This window comes from Phyllobacterium sp. CCNWLW183, assembly GCF_037203775.1.
GTDB classification, from domain to species: domain Bacteria; phylum Pseudomonadota; class Alphaproteobacteria; order Rhizobiales; family Rhizobiaceae; genus Phyllobacterium; species Phyllobacterium ifriqiyense.
This window is the reverse complement of sequence record NZ_JBBCBN010000001.1, coordinates 378,748-397,382: the sequence shown is the minus strand read 5'-3', so window position 1 is coordinate 397,382 and position 18,635 is coordinate 378,748. Positions and strand designations below refer to the sequence as shown.

Below are 18,635 nucleotides of genomic sequence, written 5' to 3'. Positions count from 1 at the left end.
TTTCCGTTCGCTGACTTAATATTTCCCCCAAAGGACAATAGTTCAAGAGAATTTTCTCATCGTAGCTTGCGCGGGATGATTGCATTTCTCTGATCGGCAACTCTCAGCCTAGGACAAGAATTATGGGTGTCGGGCAAGCTGCACCAGGCAAAAAGGATTGGCTTCCAGCGTAGACCATCTGGCCTTTGAAAATAGACAAAAAACGACAAAAATACATGAAGTTTAGACAGGAAGCGTCAATTGTATACATATGCGTGTGATAAGTAACATCTGTACATGCGATGATTCTGTTAAGCATTTACGGCAGTTTGGTTTTTATATGTGCAGTAAGTATTTAAAAATTTACGGAAGTTTTTTGCTCCAGTCTGTAAATTATGAAACTATCATTTGCAAATAAATGCCTGATAAACAACATCAATAACCAATATTATGAATTCTGGCTTTCCGCTAAGTAAAATTAAAGGTATAAGAATTATCGTAATGGAATGTGGTCCGGGGGATCAGTTCGTGAAAACTGCAGGTTGTATTTTTTAATACGATCATGAGGAGGATGAATGAGTTCTGGGAATCGAGTAAACCAAGTCGTTGCGGCATCGATTTTTGCTGCGCTTGGGTTCAGCGCTCCAGCGGTTGCCGCTGTGGCGAACGGCAATCTTGGAGTGCAGATTCAGATAACGGCGGAATGCCGTGTCGTCTCAGCCAGCACGCTGGACTTCGGCTCTCACGGTCTTCTCGTAGCAAATGTTGATTCGAGCAGCGTCCTCACGGTTCAATGCACCAATGGCACACCTTATACAGTCGGGCTCGGCCTTGGCGCGGGTTCAGGTGCTACATTGGCATCACGCAAAATGACGGGCCCAGCCGGAGCAACCGTTAATTACTCGCTTTATAAGGATGCGGCCTATACCACGCTCTGGGGCAATGCGGTGCCGGCAGATCTGGTTTCAGGTACGGGGAATGGTGCGAGCCAAGCCATAACGGTCTATGGCCGTGTGACGGCTCAAACGACACCGGCCATCGGAACATACACCGATACAGTCGCGATCGAAGTTACCTACTGACCTTTTCACAAAGGAGAACAAAGTGCGATCCATGCTTTACAGCATTGGCGTCATGAGCCTCTGTGTGCTTTTTTCTGGCCCAGTCCATGCCGCTTCACTGCGTGTTTCCCCGACAAACATTGATTTGGTTGCGCCGGGCAGCGCGGGTGTATTGACGCTCACCAATGAGGCCAAACGGCCTATCAATGTGCAGATACGTATTTTCCGCTGGACACAGGCCAATGGCGTGGAGCGGCTTGAGCCGACGAATGATGTTGTGGTCAGTCCGCCTTCAACAAAACTCACCGGCGGCAAGGACTATGCTGTTCGTATTGTCCGCGTTTCGAAACAGCCTGTTGCTGCAGAGGAAAGCTACAGGGTTGTTGTTGATGAACTGCCCGACCCATCGCGCAAGCAAGGGGGCACGGTGACTTTGGTGGTACGATATTCGATCCCGGTATTCTTCAGAGGCCAGGACGCGTCTCCGCCGAAGGTCGCATGGGGGGTTGCAAAAACAAAAGGATCTTTGATGCTGACCGCCCGAAATACGGGTGATACGCGACTTCGATTGGCCGAAGTGCAATTGTCACAAGGCGGACGTGTCCTTGGCTCGCGCGGGGGGCTCGTTGGATATGTCCTTGGCGGCGCCAGCATGCAATGGCCCATTGGCGCAAGCAAATCAATCTCATCCGGTCGGGTAGCGCTTAAGGCTCTCAGCGACGCCGGACCTGTCAATGCAGATGTTGCGATCAGCGGCCGCTAAACTCGGCGGCATCCTTTGCATAAGTCTGTGCATGGTATCAATTGGACAGTCTCAACAACCAGAAGTTGATCCTGTTGACTTGTCTGTGTCCCCGAGCGGGGAAGCGCAGGATCTACATCTTGAAGTCTACATCAATGATGAACCGACGGGGTTGATCGGTAGCTTCAGACAATTGCCCGATGGTGATTTGTCAGCACAACCCGAGGAATTGCGGGAGGTTGGTCTGAAGCCGATGGACAATGCGCGGGATCAGGATGGATCAATTCGAATCAATCGTCTCGCCAATGTCGAATTTCGTGTCGAGGTCGAAACACAGCGCCTCTATATCTACACTGACAATGGAGCGCGATCCGCCAAAATTATCGATGCCAATCCACGGCCTGAAAGGGACACCCCCAAACCTCAATCGGGCTATGGCGCTGTTCTGAATTATTCTCTGTTTGCCAGCACAGATGATTTGATGTCGAGTAATGTAAAACCGTTTCAAGGCGTGTCAGGCGGGTTTGATGCTCGGTTCTTCAGTCCCTATGGGACGCTCAGCCAGTCATTCACCGCAAACTTATCGCAAGGAGAACTGGAAGGAGTTCGGCGGTTAAATACCACGTGGAGCTTTTCTGATCCTGAACGGCTCATTACTTACCGTGCGGGTGACTTTATTTCCGGCGGATTGCCATGGACACGCCCCGTTTTCCTTGGCGGCATGCAGATTCAGCGTAATTTTACCCTGCGCTCAGATTTGGTAACGCTGCCGGTGCCGGTACTTTCAGGAACCGCCGCGGTGCCTTCCACATTGGAAGTCTATACGCAGAACGTTCGAACCTATAGTGGCGACGTGGCTTCCGGTCCTTTTGAGGTCACCAATTTCCCGGTCTTTTCCGGACAAGGCGAGGCGCAGATTGTGTTGCGGGACACCTTGGGGCGAGAGACACGTACAACCGTACCATTCTATTCGTCGAGCTCGCTGCTCCGCAAAGGATTATGGGATTTTTCAGCCGATGTGGGCGTGGCACGGCGTAACTTTGGCACGGAATCGAACGATTACGATGATGATGTCATGGGCGCTCTTACCACGCGTTACGGCTTGACCAACTGGCTGACGTTGGAAGGCCATCTTGAAGGGGGGGCCGATCTGATGAATGGCGGACTAGGCGTTGCGTTTCCGCTGGGTGCATATGGTGTCACCTCATTGGCAGCTGCCGGCAGCCACCATGACGGCGATACGGGATTGTTGCTCAACGGCTCAATCGAAATGACCTACAAGAACAGATACACGATTTATGGCCGCGTCCAGCACACATTCGGAAACTACGACGATATCGCTTCGGTGACGGCGAGCGACCAGTTCAATTATATTTACGGCGTTTCCGGACTGCCTGCTATCAGCACACGGGTGCCGAAATCACTGGTGCAAGCCACGCTTTCAATGCCTGGACCGTTTGAAGGCAGCAGTATGAACTTTTCCTATACACAGCAAACGCTGGAATCCCGAGATAAGAGTACTATTGTCAGTGCCTCCTACAACCAGCAGCTCTTCAAGAGCAGCTCGTTTTTTGCCACTGCTTTCACTGATCTGGAGGATAGCGGCAGTTTCGGTATTTTCGCCGGGCTGACCATTCCGTTTGACAATAATATCTCCGTTTCGACCGGCTACGAACAAACAAATGATGGCCCATCAGGATTTGCCGAGATTGCCAAGTCGGAGCAGCGCGTGGAAGGCGGTTATGGCTGGCGTTTGCGCACGAGAGAGGGCGAAACACCGGATCGCTATGCCTCTGCCAGCTATCGTGGCAGGCATGCTCGCGTTGAAGGCAGCGTACAGCAATATGATGACAATGTGCGCGCCACGGCTCAGATCGAAGGCGCGATTGCAGTTGCCGGTGGCGGCGTATTTGCCACTAACCGCATTGATGATGCTTTTGCGGTGGTCGATGCGGGCGCGCCCGGCGTCGATGTCAGCTATGAGAATCGCCCGGTCGGCCGTACCAATGGACGGGGCAGAATATTGGTGCCTGACCTTCGGGCTTATGAGCCCAACACGCTTGCTATTGATCCTGCGAATTTGCCCGTCGATGCCAGTATAGGCTCTACGCGCGATATTGTGGTTCCCGACGATCGCAGCGGCGTTGTGGTGAACTTCAACGTGGCGCAGACCACGGCCTCAGCGCTTGTCAGCCTGATGGACGCAGCTGGCAAGCCGCTGGATGCCGGATTGAGCGGGCGGGTCGGCGATGCGGGAGAGGAATTCGTCGTCGGCTATGATGGCGAGGCCTATATTTCAGGTCTGGAAGCGAAAAACAGCGTTTCCGTCGAACTTGCCGACGGCAGCACCTGCACTGCCAGATTTGCCTATCAAGCTGCGCGCGGGACACAGGTCAAAATAAAGAATGTGGTGTGCCAATGAAGATTTTCGTTTTGAGAATGCTATTTGTCTTCGGCTTGGGACTGGCTCCGGCTTCCGCACTAGCGCAGTCCTGTACATTCACCACCACGGCCATGACATTTTCCGGATCGCCTTTGCAAGGCGGTGCGATCGATGCCACTGCAACCCTCACATCAACCTGTACGGCCGTGCTGGGTTTGTTTCGAGAAGTTTTGGTCTGCCCAAATATTAATGCCGGAACGGGTGGCACGGTTGCTTCCGGTGCCCGCACAATGACAGGGCCAACTGCATTGCAGTTCCAGCTCTATCAGGACTCAGCGCGACAAGTTGTTTGGGGTTCGTATAATTGGGCATTCGCCACCAGACCGCCTGCCATCCTGGTCGGTATTTTTCCGATCTTGGGCACTGGCACCACTACGACGACGATCTATGGACGAATATTGCCCAACCAGACGACAACACCACCCGGCGCTTACAGTTCTGTGTTTTCCGGGGCGCAAACGCCATTCCGATATCGGTTTGATGATGGCAACGGATGCGGAAGTGGTGCAGGAACAACTGCAGCGACAAGCTTTACCGCCAGCCTGAATGTTGCCAAGGATTGCCTAGTCTCTGCCACTAATGTCAATTTTGGCTCACGGGGTATTTTGAGCTCGAACGTTGATGCAACCGGCGCAGTGAACGTAACCTGTTCAGCAACAACGCCTTACTCCGTCTCTCTAGGAAATGGTTTGAATGGCACTGCTCCGACCGCGCGGCGCATGAGGAAGGGCGTGGGGACAGAATATGTAACTTACGGGCTTTATCGCGATGTAAACCGACTTTTGCCGTGGGGTGAGACTATTCCTACCAATACGGTCGCCGGTACCGGAAATGGCTTGGCACAAAACATCCCCGTTTATGCAACGGTTCCACCACAGAACACGCCATCACCGGGGACTTATACAGATACGGTGGTTATTACTGTAACCTATTGAGCAGTGGGAGCCTTGAAAAAGCAAAAGGCCGGGAGCTACCCGACCTTCCTAAACTTATCTCAACATCAGTGCCAGTACATCCGTGGTCAAAAATGGAAATAAGCTATTCGCTATACATAACCATTACCCTCTCATTGCGACAGAATAATGACATTCTCCAAGAAACTTGAGCGCGTACGCAGTACAAATCGCGCTTGAGACCAAGGTGGACGATCAAGGTAAAGACAGGGTTAATGGAAATCAGAAAGTGGTCTGGTTTGCGAGCAACTTGCCAATAATTTTCCCCGCGGCAGCCGGGAGATCCTCGGCGATAAGGCCAAAGCCGAGATGATGGGCGGCCGCACCATGAATGAAGACTGCGACACAGGCTGCCTCAAAGGCTGGCATGCCTTGCGCCATCAAGCCCGCAGTCAGGCCAGCAAGCACATCGCCTGAGCCTGCCGTCGCCAAAAGCGGCGTGCCATTTGTGTTGATTGCAGCACGACCGTCAGGCGATGCAATAATTGTGTCGGCTCCCTTATAGATGACGATTGCACAAGCGAGCTTTGCCGCAGCACGGGCACGCTCGACCTTGGACGGCATGCTGGTTTCCGTTAGCTCTGGAAAGAGGCGCTTGAACTCGCCTTCGTGCGGTGTTAGCACCAGTCTGATGGCACCGGGTCCAGCTGCAGCATTAAACAGTGTTTCGCGCTCATCCTTGAACGATGTGATCACGTCTGCATCGAAGACGACACCGGCCTTGGTTTCGCTGAGAAGAGCCAGTGCAAATTCCCGGGCTTTCCGCCCTACACCGAAAGCTGGCCCGAGTACAAACGCCGCAACTTTGCGGGTTTCCGTGAAAGTTGCGAGATCGCGCCGGTTCTCGCATTTATGCAGCATAATCGATGTGAGGTGCGCGGCATTGGCCGCAAGCGCTTCTTCTGGTGCGAGCAATGTGACAGCACCAGCTCCACTGCGTGCCGCTGCCAAGGCCGACAAACGCGCGGCGCCTGTCGACGTGGCATTGCCGGAAAACACGGCGACATGACCACGGGCATATTTATGGGTGTTTTCTTCCAGAACCGGCAGCCGCGCTTTCCATAAGGCGGGCGTGTTTTCAAAACACTGAGGCCTGATGGCGGTCAAAACATTATCGGCGATACCGATATCAGCGACAATAACTTCTCCACACAGAGTGCGTCCGGGATAAAGCAGATGGGCGGGTTTCTTGCGGAAGAACGTGATCGTCGTGTCTGCCTGAAAAGCCGTACCAAGAACCTGACCGGTCAACCCGTCCAACCCTGAGGGTATGTCGATGGCAACGCGATGGCAGGTGGAGCCGTTTGCAGTGCTGATGGCAGTGGCGGCCGGGCCGCTCACCGCGCGATTGAGGCCCGCGCCGAAGAGGGCATCGACAATCACGCCAGAAGGTGCGGATTTGAAATCGGCAATGTCCTGCACTTTGATCGGACAATGCTTCGCAGCTTGCGCGGCATCGGTTCCGTTCTTTGGCTCGCCATGCGTCCAAAGGTTTACCGAGGCACCGCTTGCGCCGAGAATGCTGGCCACGACATAGCCGTCACCGCCATTGTTGCCCGGCCCGCAAAGAATATGAAACGCGCTGGCATCGCCATGATGGCGCAGGAGATGGCGTGCAACAGCGTTGCCGGCATTGAGCATCAGGTGATAGCCGTCATGAATACCGGCCTTGATCGTCGATTGATCGGCCTGGGCCATTTCGGCGGGAGTTAAAATCTCATTTGCCATGTCGCGCGCGTTTCCTGCCGTTGTCATTCGAGCTTAATCGCTAAATTTTTATGGTGAAAGACTTTGCCGTGACAATGCATCCAAACTGCGCGTCGCGCGTTAGTGATCTATCACGCCAGGAGTAAATCATGACAACAAGTATCAAAGAACACATGGAAGTCATCGGTGCCGATGGGATTCACGTTGGAACGGTGGACCGCGTAGAGGGTGGCCGCATTAAACTGACCAAGAAAGACAGCGGTGAGGGCTCCCATAAAGGCCATCATCACTATATTTCAACAGCACTCGTAGCGGAGGTCGAAGGCGACAAGGTACGTCTTTCCGCAAATTCCGATGTTGCGGTCATGTTCGAAGAAGAGGCTTCGGACGACAGGTAAACCAGAAACCGACTGTATTTTTCGCAAGGAGAATCGCTTTGGGTGATCCACCGCAAATTCCCGATCCGGGTCCGGATACGAACCGGCCCGTTGATCCGGTGCCTGGTCCGGGTCCGGACGAAACACCGCCGCTACCGAATCCGCTGCCCGGCGAAATTCCGATAGAAGAACCGCCACCGCCGGAGCAATTGCCGGATGAGTTGCCTTTGCCCAATCCGGACGAAGTACGCGAGCCGCCTCAGCACGTATGAGAAAAAAGCAAAACGGTCGCTCAATGAGCGACCGTTGCATTTGTGCTGAGCGGATCAACCTTTCGAAGGCATGTTCTTGTCATGATGTCTTTGGCCATGGTGCTTCTTGTGGCCATGGCGCATTTCGCTTTTGTCAATTTTCCCGTCTTCATTGCGATCCATGAGGGCGAAGCGTTTGGCCTTCTGCTTTTCGACTTCGGCAATCGTAACCACGCCGTCGCCATTTACATCAAGGCGCTTGGTCATGCGCTGAGCTTGCCGCTCAACCAGACGTTTCATCGCCATGGCTTCAATTTCCTGTTTGGAAAGGGTGCCGTCCTTATCGGTGTCTGCTTCCTTCAGGCGATCAATATTGGTAAATTCTGCCTGATCCAAGGCGCCGTCGTCGTTCGCATCGAGCCGGGCATTTCTCTTATGTTCATGGCCCGGAGTTTTAGTCGCTTCTTTGGCCACGGGAGGCTGGTCGGGTGTTTGCGTCTGGGCAAACGCGCCGCCGAGAGCAAAGACCGTCAAAAAGGTTCCGGACAAAGCGAGAGCGATAATTCGTTTCATTTTTTTCTCTCCTGTAGCGCGAGCGGATTGTCCGCTCCGTGTACAGACCGTAGCGTTGCCAAAATGAACGGGAGATGATCGACGAATTAATATTTTGTAATGCAAAGGCTGTGGCACAGCGGAAATAATAAAGACGGCCACGTTACTTCGCGGCGGCAGGAGAGACGTCAATCAGCCCGCCCGACCCTATCCTCAATTTGATAGCAGTCGCGCCTTGCCCTTGCGGGCAGATGGCTTGTGACAGATTTCAAAGGGAATTGATATCGTAATCTCAGGCTATTTAAGCGGCCAAAACAGCATCAGAGCAGGAACGGCGGTCAGCACGATGATCAGCGACAGGGGCAAGCCAAGCTTGGGGTAATCGTTGAACTTATAGCCGCCTGGGCCCATGACCAGCGTATTGCACTGATGCCCGATAGGGGTGAGAAAATCGCACCCGGCGCCAATTGCCACCGCCATTAAAAAAGCCTCTGGCCGGAAGCCAAGGCCGGTTGCAAAGCTTGTCGCAATGGGAGCCATGACCAGCACTGTCGCCGCATTATTGAGAAATGGCGTCACGGCCATTGCGGCAATAAGGATCAGCGCCAATGCCGCGAAGGGCGGTAATTGATGAGCGATCTGCGTGAGGAAATGTCCGATCAAATCTGTTCCGCCGGTCGTTCTCAAAGCGTCGCTGACGGGAATAAGCGCTGCGAGCATAACGAGGATCGGACCGTCAATTGCCGTATATAAATCGCGCAGCGGTATGGCCTTGAACAAGACCATGGCAACCGCAGCCGCAAAGAAGGCTATAGATACGGGCAGGAGGCTAAAAGCCGTAACGCCAATAGCTGCCAGCAGAATGAGCAGCGGCACTAGCCCGCGGCGGACGCTTCCCAGCAATATGGTTCGCTTTGCCAGGGGAAGGCAGCCAAATTCACGCAGCAGATTGGGAAGCACGCTATCGCGGCCTTGAAGCACAATGACATCGCCTAGTTGAAATCTGACTTCGCCCAAGCGATCCTTGATCCTTTCACCCTGCCTGCTGATGGCAAGAAGATTGACATCATAGCGATCAAACAAGGCCAGTTCCCGCGCCGAAACACCAATCAATGGCGACGTGTCTCCCACGACGGCTTCGATGGAATCGATTTCGGCCAAACCGCCCGACTCCGAATGGGATCGGTCGCGCGATAGCTGGAGCTTTCCACTCGTGACGATAGCGTGGAGGGCTTTCGGATCTCCCTGCAAGATGAGTACGTCTTCCTGGGCAAGCTTTGTATCGGGCAGGGGGGTAACGCGCCGCTCGCCGCGAATAATGGAGGTGACGATCGCCCCACCTTCGGCTGGCTTTACAACATCCGTCATGCTCTTGCCTATGACGGTCGATTCCTTGGAAACGGTTGCTTCCGACACATAATTCAATATTTCAATTGCCTCTTCGGCTGAAACATCTTCGCGGGTTCGCGTTGGTACTAACCAATAAAACAAAACCAGATAGACTATACCGACCGCAGCAAGCGTTGCTCCGACGGGCGTAAAATCAAACATGGTAAAGCTTTCGCCAACCATTTCGGCGCGGATGCGCGAGACCACAATATTTGGCGATGTGCCGATCTGGGTCATCAAGCCGCCAAGCAGTGCACCAAATGACATAGGCATCAGAAATACCGAAGGCGATACGTTGGAGCGGCGGGCAAACTGGAAGGCGATAGGAATCATGATTGCCAGAGCGCCGATATTTTTAACAAAAGCTGCCAGAATGGTGACGACAATCACGAGAATGGCAAGCTGCGCCCGGACCGATGATAGGCTTGGCACAAAGCGCTGAACCGCTGCTTCCATGAGTCCGGACCGTGCTACCCCCGCGCTGACCACCAATGCGCTGCCAACAATAATCACAATCTCGTCGCTGAAGCCGCGAAACGCATCTTTATAAGGCACGACACCGACAAGCACAGCCACAAGCAGCGAACACATTGCCACGACGTCATAGCGGAAGCGTCCCGATATGAAGGCAGCCATCATGAGAGCGATGACCGTAAAGGACAGGATTTGTTGAGTGGTCATAAGAGTCTCGTTTTGTACCGAATTCGCGATAAGGCAAATTTGTTCCGCCCCAGCTCGGAAAACAGGAAAAATCGTTCTGCATTCGTAGGAGAACTAAGAGCGTGATTCCCTGGCGGAGTAAAACAGTGTCTGACAAGTTTGAACAATGCGCCGTGTATCGCACCCATGCAGGACCACAAACTGCATCTGAGCGACAGCCACGCAAAGTTGGGCACGCGCACCAGCTAAGCGTTATTTCGACGGAGGTATCGGGGCAGAAAGACTGTCGGTTTGAGATTGAACCGGGGAAACATCGTCTTTGGAAAGGAGGGCCACAGCGCCTAAAAGGCAAAATAAACCGATAAGAACGGCAGTTACAATACACTGATGTCTCATTAAACAGTCCCGTATGCGAAGGAAATATAAGCTAACCAATTTTTTTGACCATAATCGGGCCGTTTAAAAAAAGCGACATTCGAATGTCTTATTAAACAGATTTGATCGCTATACATATAGTTTAAAAGTAATTCTAAAATATTCCATGCGATGAACGATTCTAGTCTTGCGAAACCTTGCTGATGCGTTCTTGACTATAGCGGTGAGGGGATAACGGGCGCTTGCGCCCGTTATCCCCTTTTCATTAATCCATCTGGACGTTGGCGTCTTTAACGACCGGCGTCCATTTGGTGATCTCAGCCTTGACGTGGGCGGCCAGTTCTTCTGGAGTGGAGCCAACGATATCGGCGCTGAATTCCTTCATTTTACCGACCACGACAGGGTCTTTCATGGCCTCCACAGCTGCCTTGTTTAAGGTTGCGACCACTTCCGGTGGTGTTCCGGCCGGAGCAAACAGAGCATTCCAGCTATAGGTTTCATAGCCGGGGATTGTCTCGGCAATGGTTGGTACATCGGGGAAGGAAGCTGCTCGCTTAGTCGTTGTCACGCCGAGCGCCCGTAGAGTGCCACCCTTCATATGGGAAGAAGAAGAAGGAAGATTGTCAAACATGATCGGCACCTGATTGCCAACCACGTCGTTCAGAGCGGGGCCAGCACCTTTATACGGAATGTGCTGCAGGGAGACACCGGCCATTTTCTTGAACAACTCTCCGGAAAGATGCAGCGGCGTTCCGTTGCCCGAAGAGGCATAGCTGTACTTATCCGGATTGGCCTTCAAGAGGTCGACCAGTTCCTTGACATTCTTTACAGGCAGCTCCGGATTGACGACCAGGACATTCGGCACGATGACCAACAGCGAAATCGGCGTGAAGTCCTTTTCAGCATCATATGGCTTGGTTTTCAGGATGAGCGGATTGAGCGCGTGCGTTGCAACCGTTCCCATAAGGATCGTATAGCCATCCGGATCAGCGCGAACCACATTGCCTGTACCGAGGCTGCCGCCAGCGCCGCCGACATTCTGAACCACGATCTGCTGCCCAAGTATGTCGGACATTTTATTGGCGATCACGCGTCCGACCACGTCGGTCGACCCGCCGGCTGCGAAAGGAATCACCAATGTTACGGGGCGATCGGGGAAGGCCTGTGCCTGGGCGGAGCCTCCAAGAGCTGTTGCTGCCAGCAGTGAAAGGCCGAGGGCGAGACTAGCACGCCGGGTGATCGCAGATAGTGACATTCATTTTCCTCCCTGATGTCGCTTAGGTGATGAGGTTAGTAAAGCACGCGAAGCTGCCTGACGGAAGCACGTTAGGTCGAATGTTCGATTGGAGGCGCAGCATTGTTGAATCAAGTAAACGCAATCAGCATTTTTTTGGCGTCGTCATTTGCCACACGGGCCGCTGATGCCACGACACAATCAGGTGTCTTACTCAAAATCCGAATCGTCGATAGGAGCCTTGCGTCCCGGGACCGTAGCCCCGGTCGTCAACTCATTGCCAAGTTCACGATCAGCGGCAAGGGAAGCAATTTCCTCCGGATCGCGTAATCCTTGCGCAAAAAGCGTCATGACGATTCTGGCGAGCCTGCTTGAATCGGGATGAAGCCGGCGATCCCGGCCAAGAATAGTGGAGGCTGTTTCATGAGCGCGGTCCATAATGTCCCACTCATGCGGCGTGAACTGCGTTTCTTTGCGTGATCCGAATGGCATCGGCCTCTCTCAGAGCGGAGCTTAAGATGACACAAGCTTATATTGGTTTTTCTCTATGTCCACGTGATTATGAGGTGGTTTTCCCGCGGCAGAACGCCAGAAAAGCAAAAGGCTTAGCGATTTCTCGCCAAGCCTTTGAAGTGACTGGCTCCCCGGGCCGGATTCGAACCAGCGACCAACCGGTTAACAGCCGGTTGCTCTACCACTGAGCTACCGGGGAATAGCTTTTCAGTCATCAGCGAGGTGGCCTATAGCAAAAGGGTTTCGCTTTTGCAAAGGACCATTTCACTTTTTTTCACTTAATGTGCACAACAAAACGCTGGCATCAGCAAAAACACTTCCTACATCAGAGCTATCCCGTCCAATGAAGCAGAAGGATTTTGAGTGTCCTACGGACCTAAACAGACCGATAACCTTGGCGATCACGCCGAAAAGCCTCACAGGCGACGGCATATCCGCATTCTCGGACGGCACATACCCGTGCCGCAATCGGTGGCAATGCGTCGCACGCTTGGCGGAGGGTTGGTTGCGGGGGGCATATTGGGCTTTTTGCCCGTGCTTGGATTTTGGATGGTTCCTTTAGGCCTCGTTGTGCTCTCGCAGGATTCGGCCATCGTCAGGCGCAAACGCCGCCAGCTCGAAGTCAAAATTCTGCGCCGCTGGAAAGCCAGCCGGTTTGGCACAGACAAAGACAAAAATTGATGCTGCTTACGGGCACTCTGTGCCGAAGTTGTGCTGTGTGACAATTTCCATTTGTTAAGCAGAATGCGGCCTGTCTGTGAATGAGTGATTTTAGCTGTTGCAGCACAAAACAAAAACGACTATTCAGAACGCCGCGAGTGACCGAGTTCAGAATGAAAATGCGTCACTTTTATAAGTAGTTAATTTCATTAGCTATTTGCAGTTGAGGCCTCGTGGCGGAGTGGTTACGCAGAGGACTGCAAATCCTTGCACCCCGGTTCGATTCCGGGCGAGGCCTCCAAAATCAAATCCACCCACCATAATTGGTTGTTTTTTATTAGCTTCCGCAGATTCGTCTCCGAATCTACAGCAGTCCATGATTTGCGGTGTGACGCAAATGTGCCGGAGAACAGGACGCGGTGTGCGGCCTGTTCTCCTTGACGCAAATCAGCTTTTTAGCCGTGAATTGCAGAGGCTGTAATATCCTCCGCCTTTCTGTATCCATTTCAGGCTGCCAAGAGAATTTCTCTGCTTGTTGGCGTAATATTGGTCCAGACAGGTATGCATACGTGCCTTGCCTGGGCTTTCCGTAGAATATTTCGTGGAAACGGCGCTCGGAAAAGCCACGCCGCGCGGAGCCCTTGTCGTTGGGGCGGGCGGATCATCTGTATAGGTGGCATTGTCCACGGATGGCGCAGAATCATCGTCATCATCATTGGCTGCGGTTGCTCCGGCGGCGCATTGTGCCTTGCGGAAGTCGTTCCACTTCAGGCCGCCCAGCGTTCCAGCGTCTTTGGCAGCCTGATATTTCACGCTGCATTCCTTCATCGTCAGGCCGCTACCTGAATCATCATTGTCGTTGGCTTGTGACTTTGCCGTCTTGGTTTTTGTGACCGGCGCTGCAGCAGCACCTGCGCTGCATTGCGATTTGCGGAAATCATTCCATTTGACATCGCCAAGTGTGCCGGCGCTCTTTGCCGCCTGATACTTGGCGCTGCATTCTTTCATCGTCAGTCCGCCACCGGAATCATCGTCGTCATTGGCTTGCGACTTCGCTGTCTTGGTCTTTGTAACCGGCGCAGCAGCAGCGTCCGCACTGCATTGCGTTTTGCGGAAATCGTTCCATTTGACATCGCCAAGTGTACCCGCGCTCTTTGCTGCCTGGTACTTGGCGCTGCATTCCTTCATGGTCAATCCGCTGTCGTCATTACTGGCTGCAGCGGTCGTTTTTGCTTTTTTCGCGGTTGTTGTCTTTGTACTAGCCGCAGGCGAATCGTCCGAAGCGCACTCCGCCTTGCGGAAGTCGTTCCACTTCAGGCCGCCCAGCGTTCCTGCGTCTTTGGCAGCCTGATATTTCACGCTGCATTCCTTCGCCGTCAAGGCATAGGCAGGCGCAACGGCAAACGATGCCGAAGCCAGCACACCCGCATATAAAAGATTTCGCATCATTGACATGCTTCGCTCCCTCAAGTGGTTGAATATTTGCAACCATACAACCTTGAGTACATTCCATTCATCATGCCGGGTCAATTGAAATCTGCCGGTGCAAATATGGCTGGGTGGGACAAAAGCCCCTGGGATCAGTGAAATGACCAATCGGTGAGGCATGAAGGCGTAGGGGTGCCGATGACCGTGATTGATGACGGTAAGCGGATTTGGCCATACTGGAACCAAGCTATAGTATTGATTTAATTTGGCTCTTTGGATCAATATGCCGGGTTCTATCGTGAAAATAATACTCTTGGTAGCCGGCATATTGCAGGTAAATTACGAATTCATGTTGCATGCCGGTGCAATATGATATCGTTGGTACAATTTGGAAAACAGCTTTCCAATCGGCTGATTTCTTCACATAAAACACTTCATGGCCAATCTATAAGAGATTGGTTTATTTGGGATTTTCTTGCTTCATGTTTGAATTGGCTGTCGTCGGGTTTCTTATTATCCTCAATGGCGTATTTGCGCTTTCGGAACTGGCGGTCGTTTCGGCCAGGAAGGCCCGTCTTGAGATGTTGGCAGACCGTGGTATTGCCGGAGCCCGTGCGGCGATTGCCCTTTCGGAAAACCCCGGAAAGTTCCTGTCCACCGTGCAGATCGGCATTACGCTTGTTGGCATTGTTGCTGGTGCGTTTTCGGGCGCCACGCTAGGCGCGCGCATGAGCGGTTTTCTGGTTGGCATCGGCGTTCGCCCGGATATTGCCGATATAGGCGGCTATGCGTTGGTTATTGGCATCATTACCTATCTGTCAGTCATCATCGGGGAACTTGTGCCAAAACATTTGGCGCTGAAAAACCCTGAACGCATCGCCTGTTTCATCGCGCGGCCCATGAATATCCTGTCACGGGTGGCGGCACCTGCCGTCTGGGCGCTGGACGCATCGACAAGGGGTGTGTTCCGGCTGCTCGGTATTTCCACCGCATCGGAAAGCTCAATTACCGATGAGGAGATACTGACAATTGTAGCAGAGGCGGGAAATACCGGCGTGATCGAAGAGGCCGAGAGGTCCATGATTTCCGGCGTTATCCGGCTGGGCGATCGAAGCGTGCGGGCCGTCATGACCCCGCGCACGGAAGTTGAAATGGTTGATATCGATGAAGATGCCATAGCGCTGAAGCGCAAATTGATATCCGCAAACCATTCCTGTCTTCCAGCTTTTGAAGGCGACCGCGACAATGTCATTGGCGTCATCATGCTCAGAGACATGATCGAACCCATGCTTGCCTCGTCAATAGTCGTGATCCGCGAGCATGTCAGGCACGCGCCCATCATCCCGGATACGCTTGATGCGCTGGCTGCGCTCAAAGTCTTGCGTGACTCTGACGTTCCCATGGCACTCGTCCATGATGAGTACGGCCATTTTGAAGGCCTGCTGACGCCCGCCGATATTCTTGATGCCATCGCAGGCGCGTTCGCCTCGGATGAAGATCAATCAGAGCCGGAAGCGGTGAGGCGGGAGGATGGTTCCTGGCTTCTTGCAGGCTGGATGCCGGTTGATGAGATGGCGGATCTCTTGGGAATAGACCTGCCCGCGACAAGGCCATATGAAACGGTGGCCGGTTTTGTCATTGACCGTTTGCAGCGAATTCCAATGACGGGCGAATCCATGGAGTTTGATGATTGGCGTTTCGAGGTTGTCGATCTTGATCATCGCCGCGTCGACAAGGTTTTGGCGTCGCGCCTCTCCTAGCCAGAAATTGCTCCCAATTCGAGGCCTCACCAGATGACTGATCAAGATTACGCTATGCCATCCGTATGGGAGGAGCGGCTAGCGAAGTACAATTGGATAACGCAAACCATCGGAGAATCCGGAGCGCTGGTATTTCGTCTCGAAGCGGCAGAGCTTCCGACCTTATTCGTAAAAAGCGAGCGGATTGGAGAGTTCACCGAACTATTCGATGAGATAAAGCGGCTTCAATGGTTGGCAGGGCAAGCTATTGCAGCACCGCGCGTTCTGGATCAGGCAGAACAGGGCGATCGCCTCTGGTTGCTGATGAGCGCGGTGCCGGGGCGCGATCTTGCATCAAATCCGGAGATTCTCGCCGAAGCTGTCATCAGAATTGTTGTCCGGTCGCTTAAAGCTTTACACCAGCTTGATATAACGGGCTGTCCGTTTAACCATAGTCTTGAAGATCGAATTCCAATTGCCCTTTCCCGAGTGATTGGCAATCAGGTGGACGAAACTGATTTCGATGAGGTTGGACCCACTGCTGCTGAACTTTTCGAGAGACTTGTAGCAACACGTCCAAGCAATGAGGATTTGGTGGTAACGCACGGCGACGCGTGCCTGCCGAATATATTGTGCGATGGCTCGCAATTTACCGGTTTTGTTGATTGCGCACGCCTTGGGATCGCAGATCGGTATCAGGATCTTGCTCTGGCCAGCAGGAGCATTGAGGATAATCTGGGCGCTGAATGGGTCGAACCATTTTTCAAGCTATATGGTGTTGAGGCGGATTCTACACGCGTAACTTATTACCGGCTGCTTGATGAGTTCTTTTAGCTGGAACGACGCTCGGAATAACGACGATAGATGCCTTTGCCTGCCTTCTTGGCAATATAAAGGGCTGCATCTCCGCACCAAAGCAAGCTTTCCGGCGTATCGCCATCACGTGGCGCAAGAGCTGCTCCAATGGTAACCGTGATAGCTGCCGAATCCGCATTGGCAAGATCATAGGGCTGAGAAACGCTGCCGATGATACGGTCTGCCACGCTTGCAACTTCATTGGCAGTGACCTGAAGCAACACGACGGCAAATTCGTCACCATCAATGCGGTAGACGACATCATTCTTGCGCATGCATGTTTGAAGGCGGTCAGCGACAAGCTTTAAGACAAGATCACCTTCGGCGCGTCCGTATTTTTCGTTGAATTGCTTGAAGCCGTCCAGATCAATGCAGAGAATCGCAAATTGCAGCCGGTCGTCAAAGTCGCTATCAGCGTAGGAGCCGAACAGACTATCGAGATGTTCTTCCAGTGCAGCGCGGTCGGCGAGTCCCGTGAGCTCGTCCTGGCTGACAGGAAAATCACCAAATCCCTTGGTTTCAATCATTCGCCTAAAGTTCCCATCGTTCACTTGAACGACTCCATTTTTGCTGTGTGTAGAATGACAGGTGCCGACATTGGATACAATACAGGAAGATTCATAGGGTTAAGAAGGTTTTATCACAAACCGAAAGTAACCGGTACTGGAAAGTCAGTAGAAATATTTTGCACTGTCGCGCTCAATTGACGTGCCCTTCATTTTTTGACACACCCCTTGTGGGTTGGCGTTCTGGTTCCAATATGCTTTCGAGTTCACCGGATCCGTGCCCAACTGGCATAAACATGTTTTGCATGGTCGAAGTGTTCTGCATAACCTCATACTGGAATCGCTTTCCGGAAAAGGTTATACGGAGTCTCATAATGCTTTTGCGCATTGCGCCTTTGTTGGATGCATAACGCGATCGCACTGCTCGTGCTGTTAGGAAAGCTTGGAATATGGTGCTGAATTTCGAAGATCTGCGGACCAAGATGGTCGATAACCAGTTGCGGACAACTGATGTGACGGACAAGCCTCTGTTGCAGGCGTTTCTGGATGTCCCACGCGAGAAATTCGTACCAAGTGTTCGTGCACCGCTCGCTTATATTGATGACGATGTCATGGTCTCAACGCCGACGGCCGAGGCAGGCGCGCGCTACATCATGCAAGCTTCGCCTTTTGCCAAGCTCGTTCAGCTTGCCAATATCCAGCCTGAAGATGTTGTTCTCGATATCGGTTGCGCGACAGGATATTCGGCAGCCATTCTCTCGCGAATCTCCAGCTCGGTTATCGCCGTGGAGGCTGATGCAAATCTCGCCGGTCAGGCTACTTCAATCCTGTCGTCCCTGGGCTATGATAATGTCGTGGTCTTAACCGGGCCGCTGGAAAAGGGCTACGCGTCTGAAGCACCTTTTGATGTAATCATAATTGAGGGTAGCGTTGACCACGTTCCTGTTACATTATTCGATCAGTTGAAGGATGGGGGGCGACTCGTTGCCGTTGAAGGCAGCGGAAACTCCGGAAAATCAATGATTTACGTGAAGAACGAGGGAATCGTATCAGGACGTCGCGCTTTCAATTCGGCGGTAAAGCCTCTCCCAGGCTTCGGCAAAGTTCCTGAATTCGAATTCTGAGCGTGTCGCACGTGAGACATAAGTGCAACGGTTGACCACTTTGTTTGCGAATTGGGGTTTGCAACTGTGGTCAATTCGGAAATTGGC

Annotated in this window: 17 protein-coding genes and 2 tRNA genes; 11 read left to right on the top strand and 8 right to left on the bottom strand. The window is 52.8% G+C overall.

The window, feature by feature from the left end:
• Positions 1-554: 554 nt before the first annotated feature.
• Genes V9K95_RS01915 through V9K95_RS01900 form a run of 4 tightly spaced genes read left to right on the top strand, consistent with a single transcriptional unit; the run spans position 555 to position 5,160 of the window.
• A complete protein-coding gene (locus tag V9K95_RS01915) occupies positions 555-1,061 on the top strand; it encodes a Csu type fimbrial protein (RefSeq protein ID WP_115052834.1) in 507 nt (168 codons plus the stop codon).
• 22 nt (positions 1,062-1,083) lie between these two features.
• A complete protein-coding gene (locus V9K95_RS01910; RefSeq protein WP_442958522.1) occupies positions 1,084-1,803 on the top strand; it encodes a fimbrial biogenesis chaperone in 720 nt (239 codons plus the stop codon).
• Positions 1,775-4,204 (top strand): fimbria/pilus outer membrane usher protein, encoded by a 2,430-nt coding sequence (locus V9K95_RS01905; RefSeq protein WP_442958523.1) that lies wholly within the window; start codon positions 1,775-1,777, stop codon positions 4,202-4,204. Before V9K95_RS01910 ends, V9K95_RS01905 begins: the two co-directional genes overlap by 29 nt.
• Positions 4,201-5,160 (top strand): Csu type fimbrial protein, encoded by a 960-nt coding sequence (locus tag V9K95_RS01900; protein WP_307285501.1) that lies wholly within the window; start codon positions 4,201-4,203, stop codon positions 5,158-5,160. The genes V9K95_RS01905 and V9K95_RS01900 overlap by 4 nt, the downstream gene beginning before the upstream one ends.
• Before the next feature lie 240 nt (positions 5,161-5,400).
• Here the strand turns inward: V9K95_RS01900 and V9K95_RS01895 are convergent, their stop codons facing one another.
• Positions 5,401-6,906 carry an NAD(P)H-hydrate dehydratase gene (locus V9K95_RS01895; RefSeq protein WP_336439997.1) on the bottom strand — a complete coding sequence of 502 codons (1,506 nt, stop codon included), beginning with the start codon at positions 6,904-6,906 and terminating at the stop codon, positions 5,401-5,403.
• Positions 6,907-7,034: 128 nt separating this feature from the next.
• Between V9K95_RS01895 and V9K95_RS01890 the strand changes: the two genes are divergently transcribed.
• Complete coding sequence (locus V9K95_RS01890) at positions 7,035-7,283, top strand: DUF2171 domain-containing protein (protein WP_115052837.1); 249 nt, start codon at positions 7,035-7,037, stop codon at positions 7,281-7,283.
• 38 nt (positions 7,284-7,321) lie between these two features.
• Positions 7,322-7,534, top strand: a complete 213-nt coding sequence (locus tag V9K95_RS01885) for a hypothetical protein (protein ID WP_336439998.1) — start codon at positions 7,322-7,324, stop codon at positions 7,532-7,534.
• Between the two features lie 54 nt (positions 7,535-7,588).
• Here the strand turns inward: V9K95_RS01885 and V9K95_RS01880 are convergent, their stop codons facing one another.
• The 5 genes from V9K95_RS01880 to V9K95_RS01860 form a co-directional block, all read right to left on the bottom strand.
• Positions 7,589-8,086 (bottom strand): EF-hand domain-containing protein, encoded by a 498-nt coding sequence (locus V9K95_RS01880; protein WP_336439999.1) that lies wholly within the window; start codon positions 8,084-8,086, stop codon positions 7,589-7,591.
• Positions 8,087-8,362: 276 nt separating this feature from the next.
• Entirely contained in the window at positions 8,363-10,135 is a 1,773-nt protein-coding gene (locus V9K95_RS01875; RefSeq protein WP_115052840.1) for an SLC13 family permease, read from the bottom strand.
• 619 nt (positions 10,136-10,754) lie between these two features.
• Positions 10,755-11,744: a Bug family tripartite tricarboxylate transporter substrate binding protein gene (locus V9K95_RS01870; RefSeq protein WP_115052841.1), complete on the bottom strand. Its 990-nt coding sequence runs from the start codon at positions 11,742-11,744 to the stop codon at positions 10,755-10,757.
• Between the two features lie 189 nt (positions 11,745-11,933).
• Entirely contained in the window at positions 11,934-12,215 is a 282-nt protein-coding gene (locus tag V9K95_RS01865) for a hypothetical protein (protein WP_336440000.1), read from the bottom strand.
• Between the two features lie 145 nt (positions 12,216-12,360).
• Positions 12,361-12,435 (bottom strand) — tRNA-Asn (locus tag V9K95_RS01860).
• Between the two features lie 164 nt (positions 12,436-12,599).
• On the opposite strand from V9K95_RS01860, the gene V9K95_RS01855 reads away from it, so the two are divergent.
• Both V9K95_RS01855 and V9K95_RS01850 read left to right on the top strand, forming a co-directional pair.
• Complete coding sequence (locus tag V9K95_RS01855) at positions 12,600-12,917, top strand: hypothetical protein (RefSeq protein ID WP_336440001.1); 318 nt, start codon at positions 12,600-12,602, stop codon at positions 12,915-12,917.
• Between the two features lie 206 nt (positions 12,918-13,123).
• Positions 13,124-13,197 (top strand) — tRNA-Cys (locus V9K95_RS01850).
• 146 nt (positions 13,198-13,343) lie between these two features.
• Here V9K95_RS01850 and V9K95_RS01845 read toward each other — a convergent pair.
• Complete coding sequence (locus V9K95_RS01845) at positions 13,344-14,351, bottom strand: hypothetical protein (protein WP_336440002.1); 1,008 nt, start codon at positions 14,349-14,351, stop codon at positions 13,344-13,346.
• A 455-nt stretch (positions 14,352-14,806) separates the two neighbouring features.
• Between V9K95_RS01845 and V9K95_RS01840 the strand changes: the two genes are divergently transcribed.
• Both V9K95_RS01840 and V9K95_RS01835 read left to right on the top strand, forming a co-directional pair.
• Positions 14,807-16,084, top strand: a complete 1,278-nt coding sequence (locus V9K95_RS01840; protein WP_336440003.1) for a hemolysin family protein — start codon at positions 14,807-14,809, stop codon at positions 16,082-16,084.
• Between the two features lie 33 nt (positions 16,085-16,117).
• A complete protein-coding gene (locus V9K95_RS01835; protein WP_336440004.1) occupies positions 16,118-16,897 on the top strand; it encodes an APH(3') family aminoglycoside O-phosphotransferase in 780 nt (259 codons plus the stop codon).
• Here V9K95_RS01835 and V9K95_RS01830 read toward each other — a convergent pair.
• The gene (locus V9K95_RS01830; protein WP_307285463.1) at positions 16,894-17,445 is read right to left on the bottom strand and encodes a GGDEF domain-containing protein; all 552 of its coding nucleotides are present in this window, start codon (positions 17,443-17,445) and stop codon (positions 16,894-16,896) included. The genes V9K95_RS01835 and V9K95_RS01830 overlap by 4 nt on opposite strands.
• A 428-nt stretch (positions 17,446-17,873) precedes the next feature.
• On the opposite strand from V9K95_RS01830, the gene V9K95_RS01825 reads away from it, so the two are divergent.
• A complete protein-coding gene (locus V9K95_RS01825; RefSeq protein ID WP_115052906.1) occupies positions 17,874-18,548 on the top strand; it encodes a protein-L-isoaspartate O-methyltransferase family protein in 675 nt (224 codons plus the stop codon).
• Positions 18,549-18,635 lie beyond the last annotated feature (87 nt).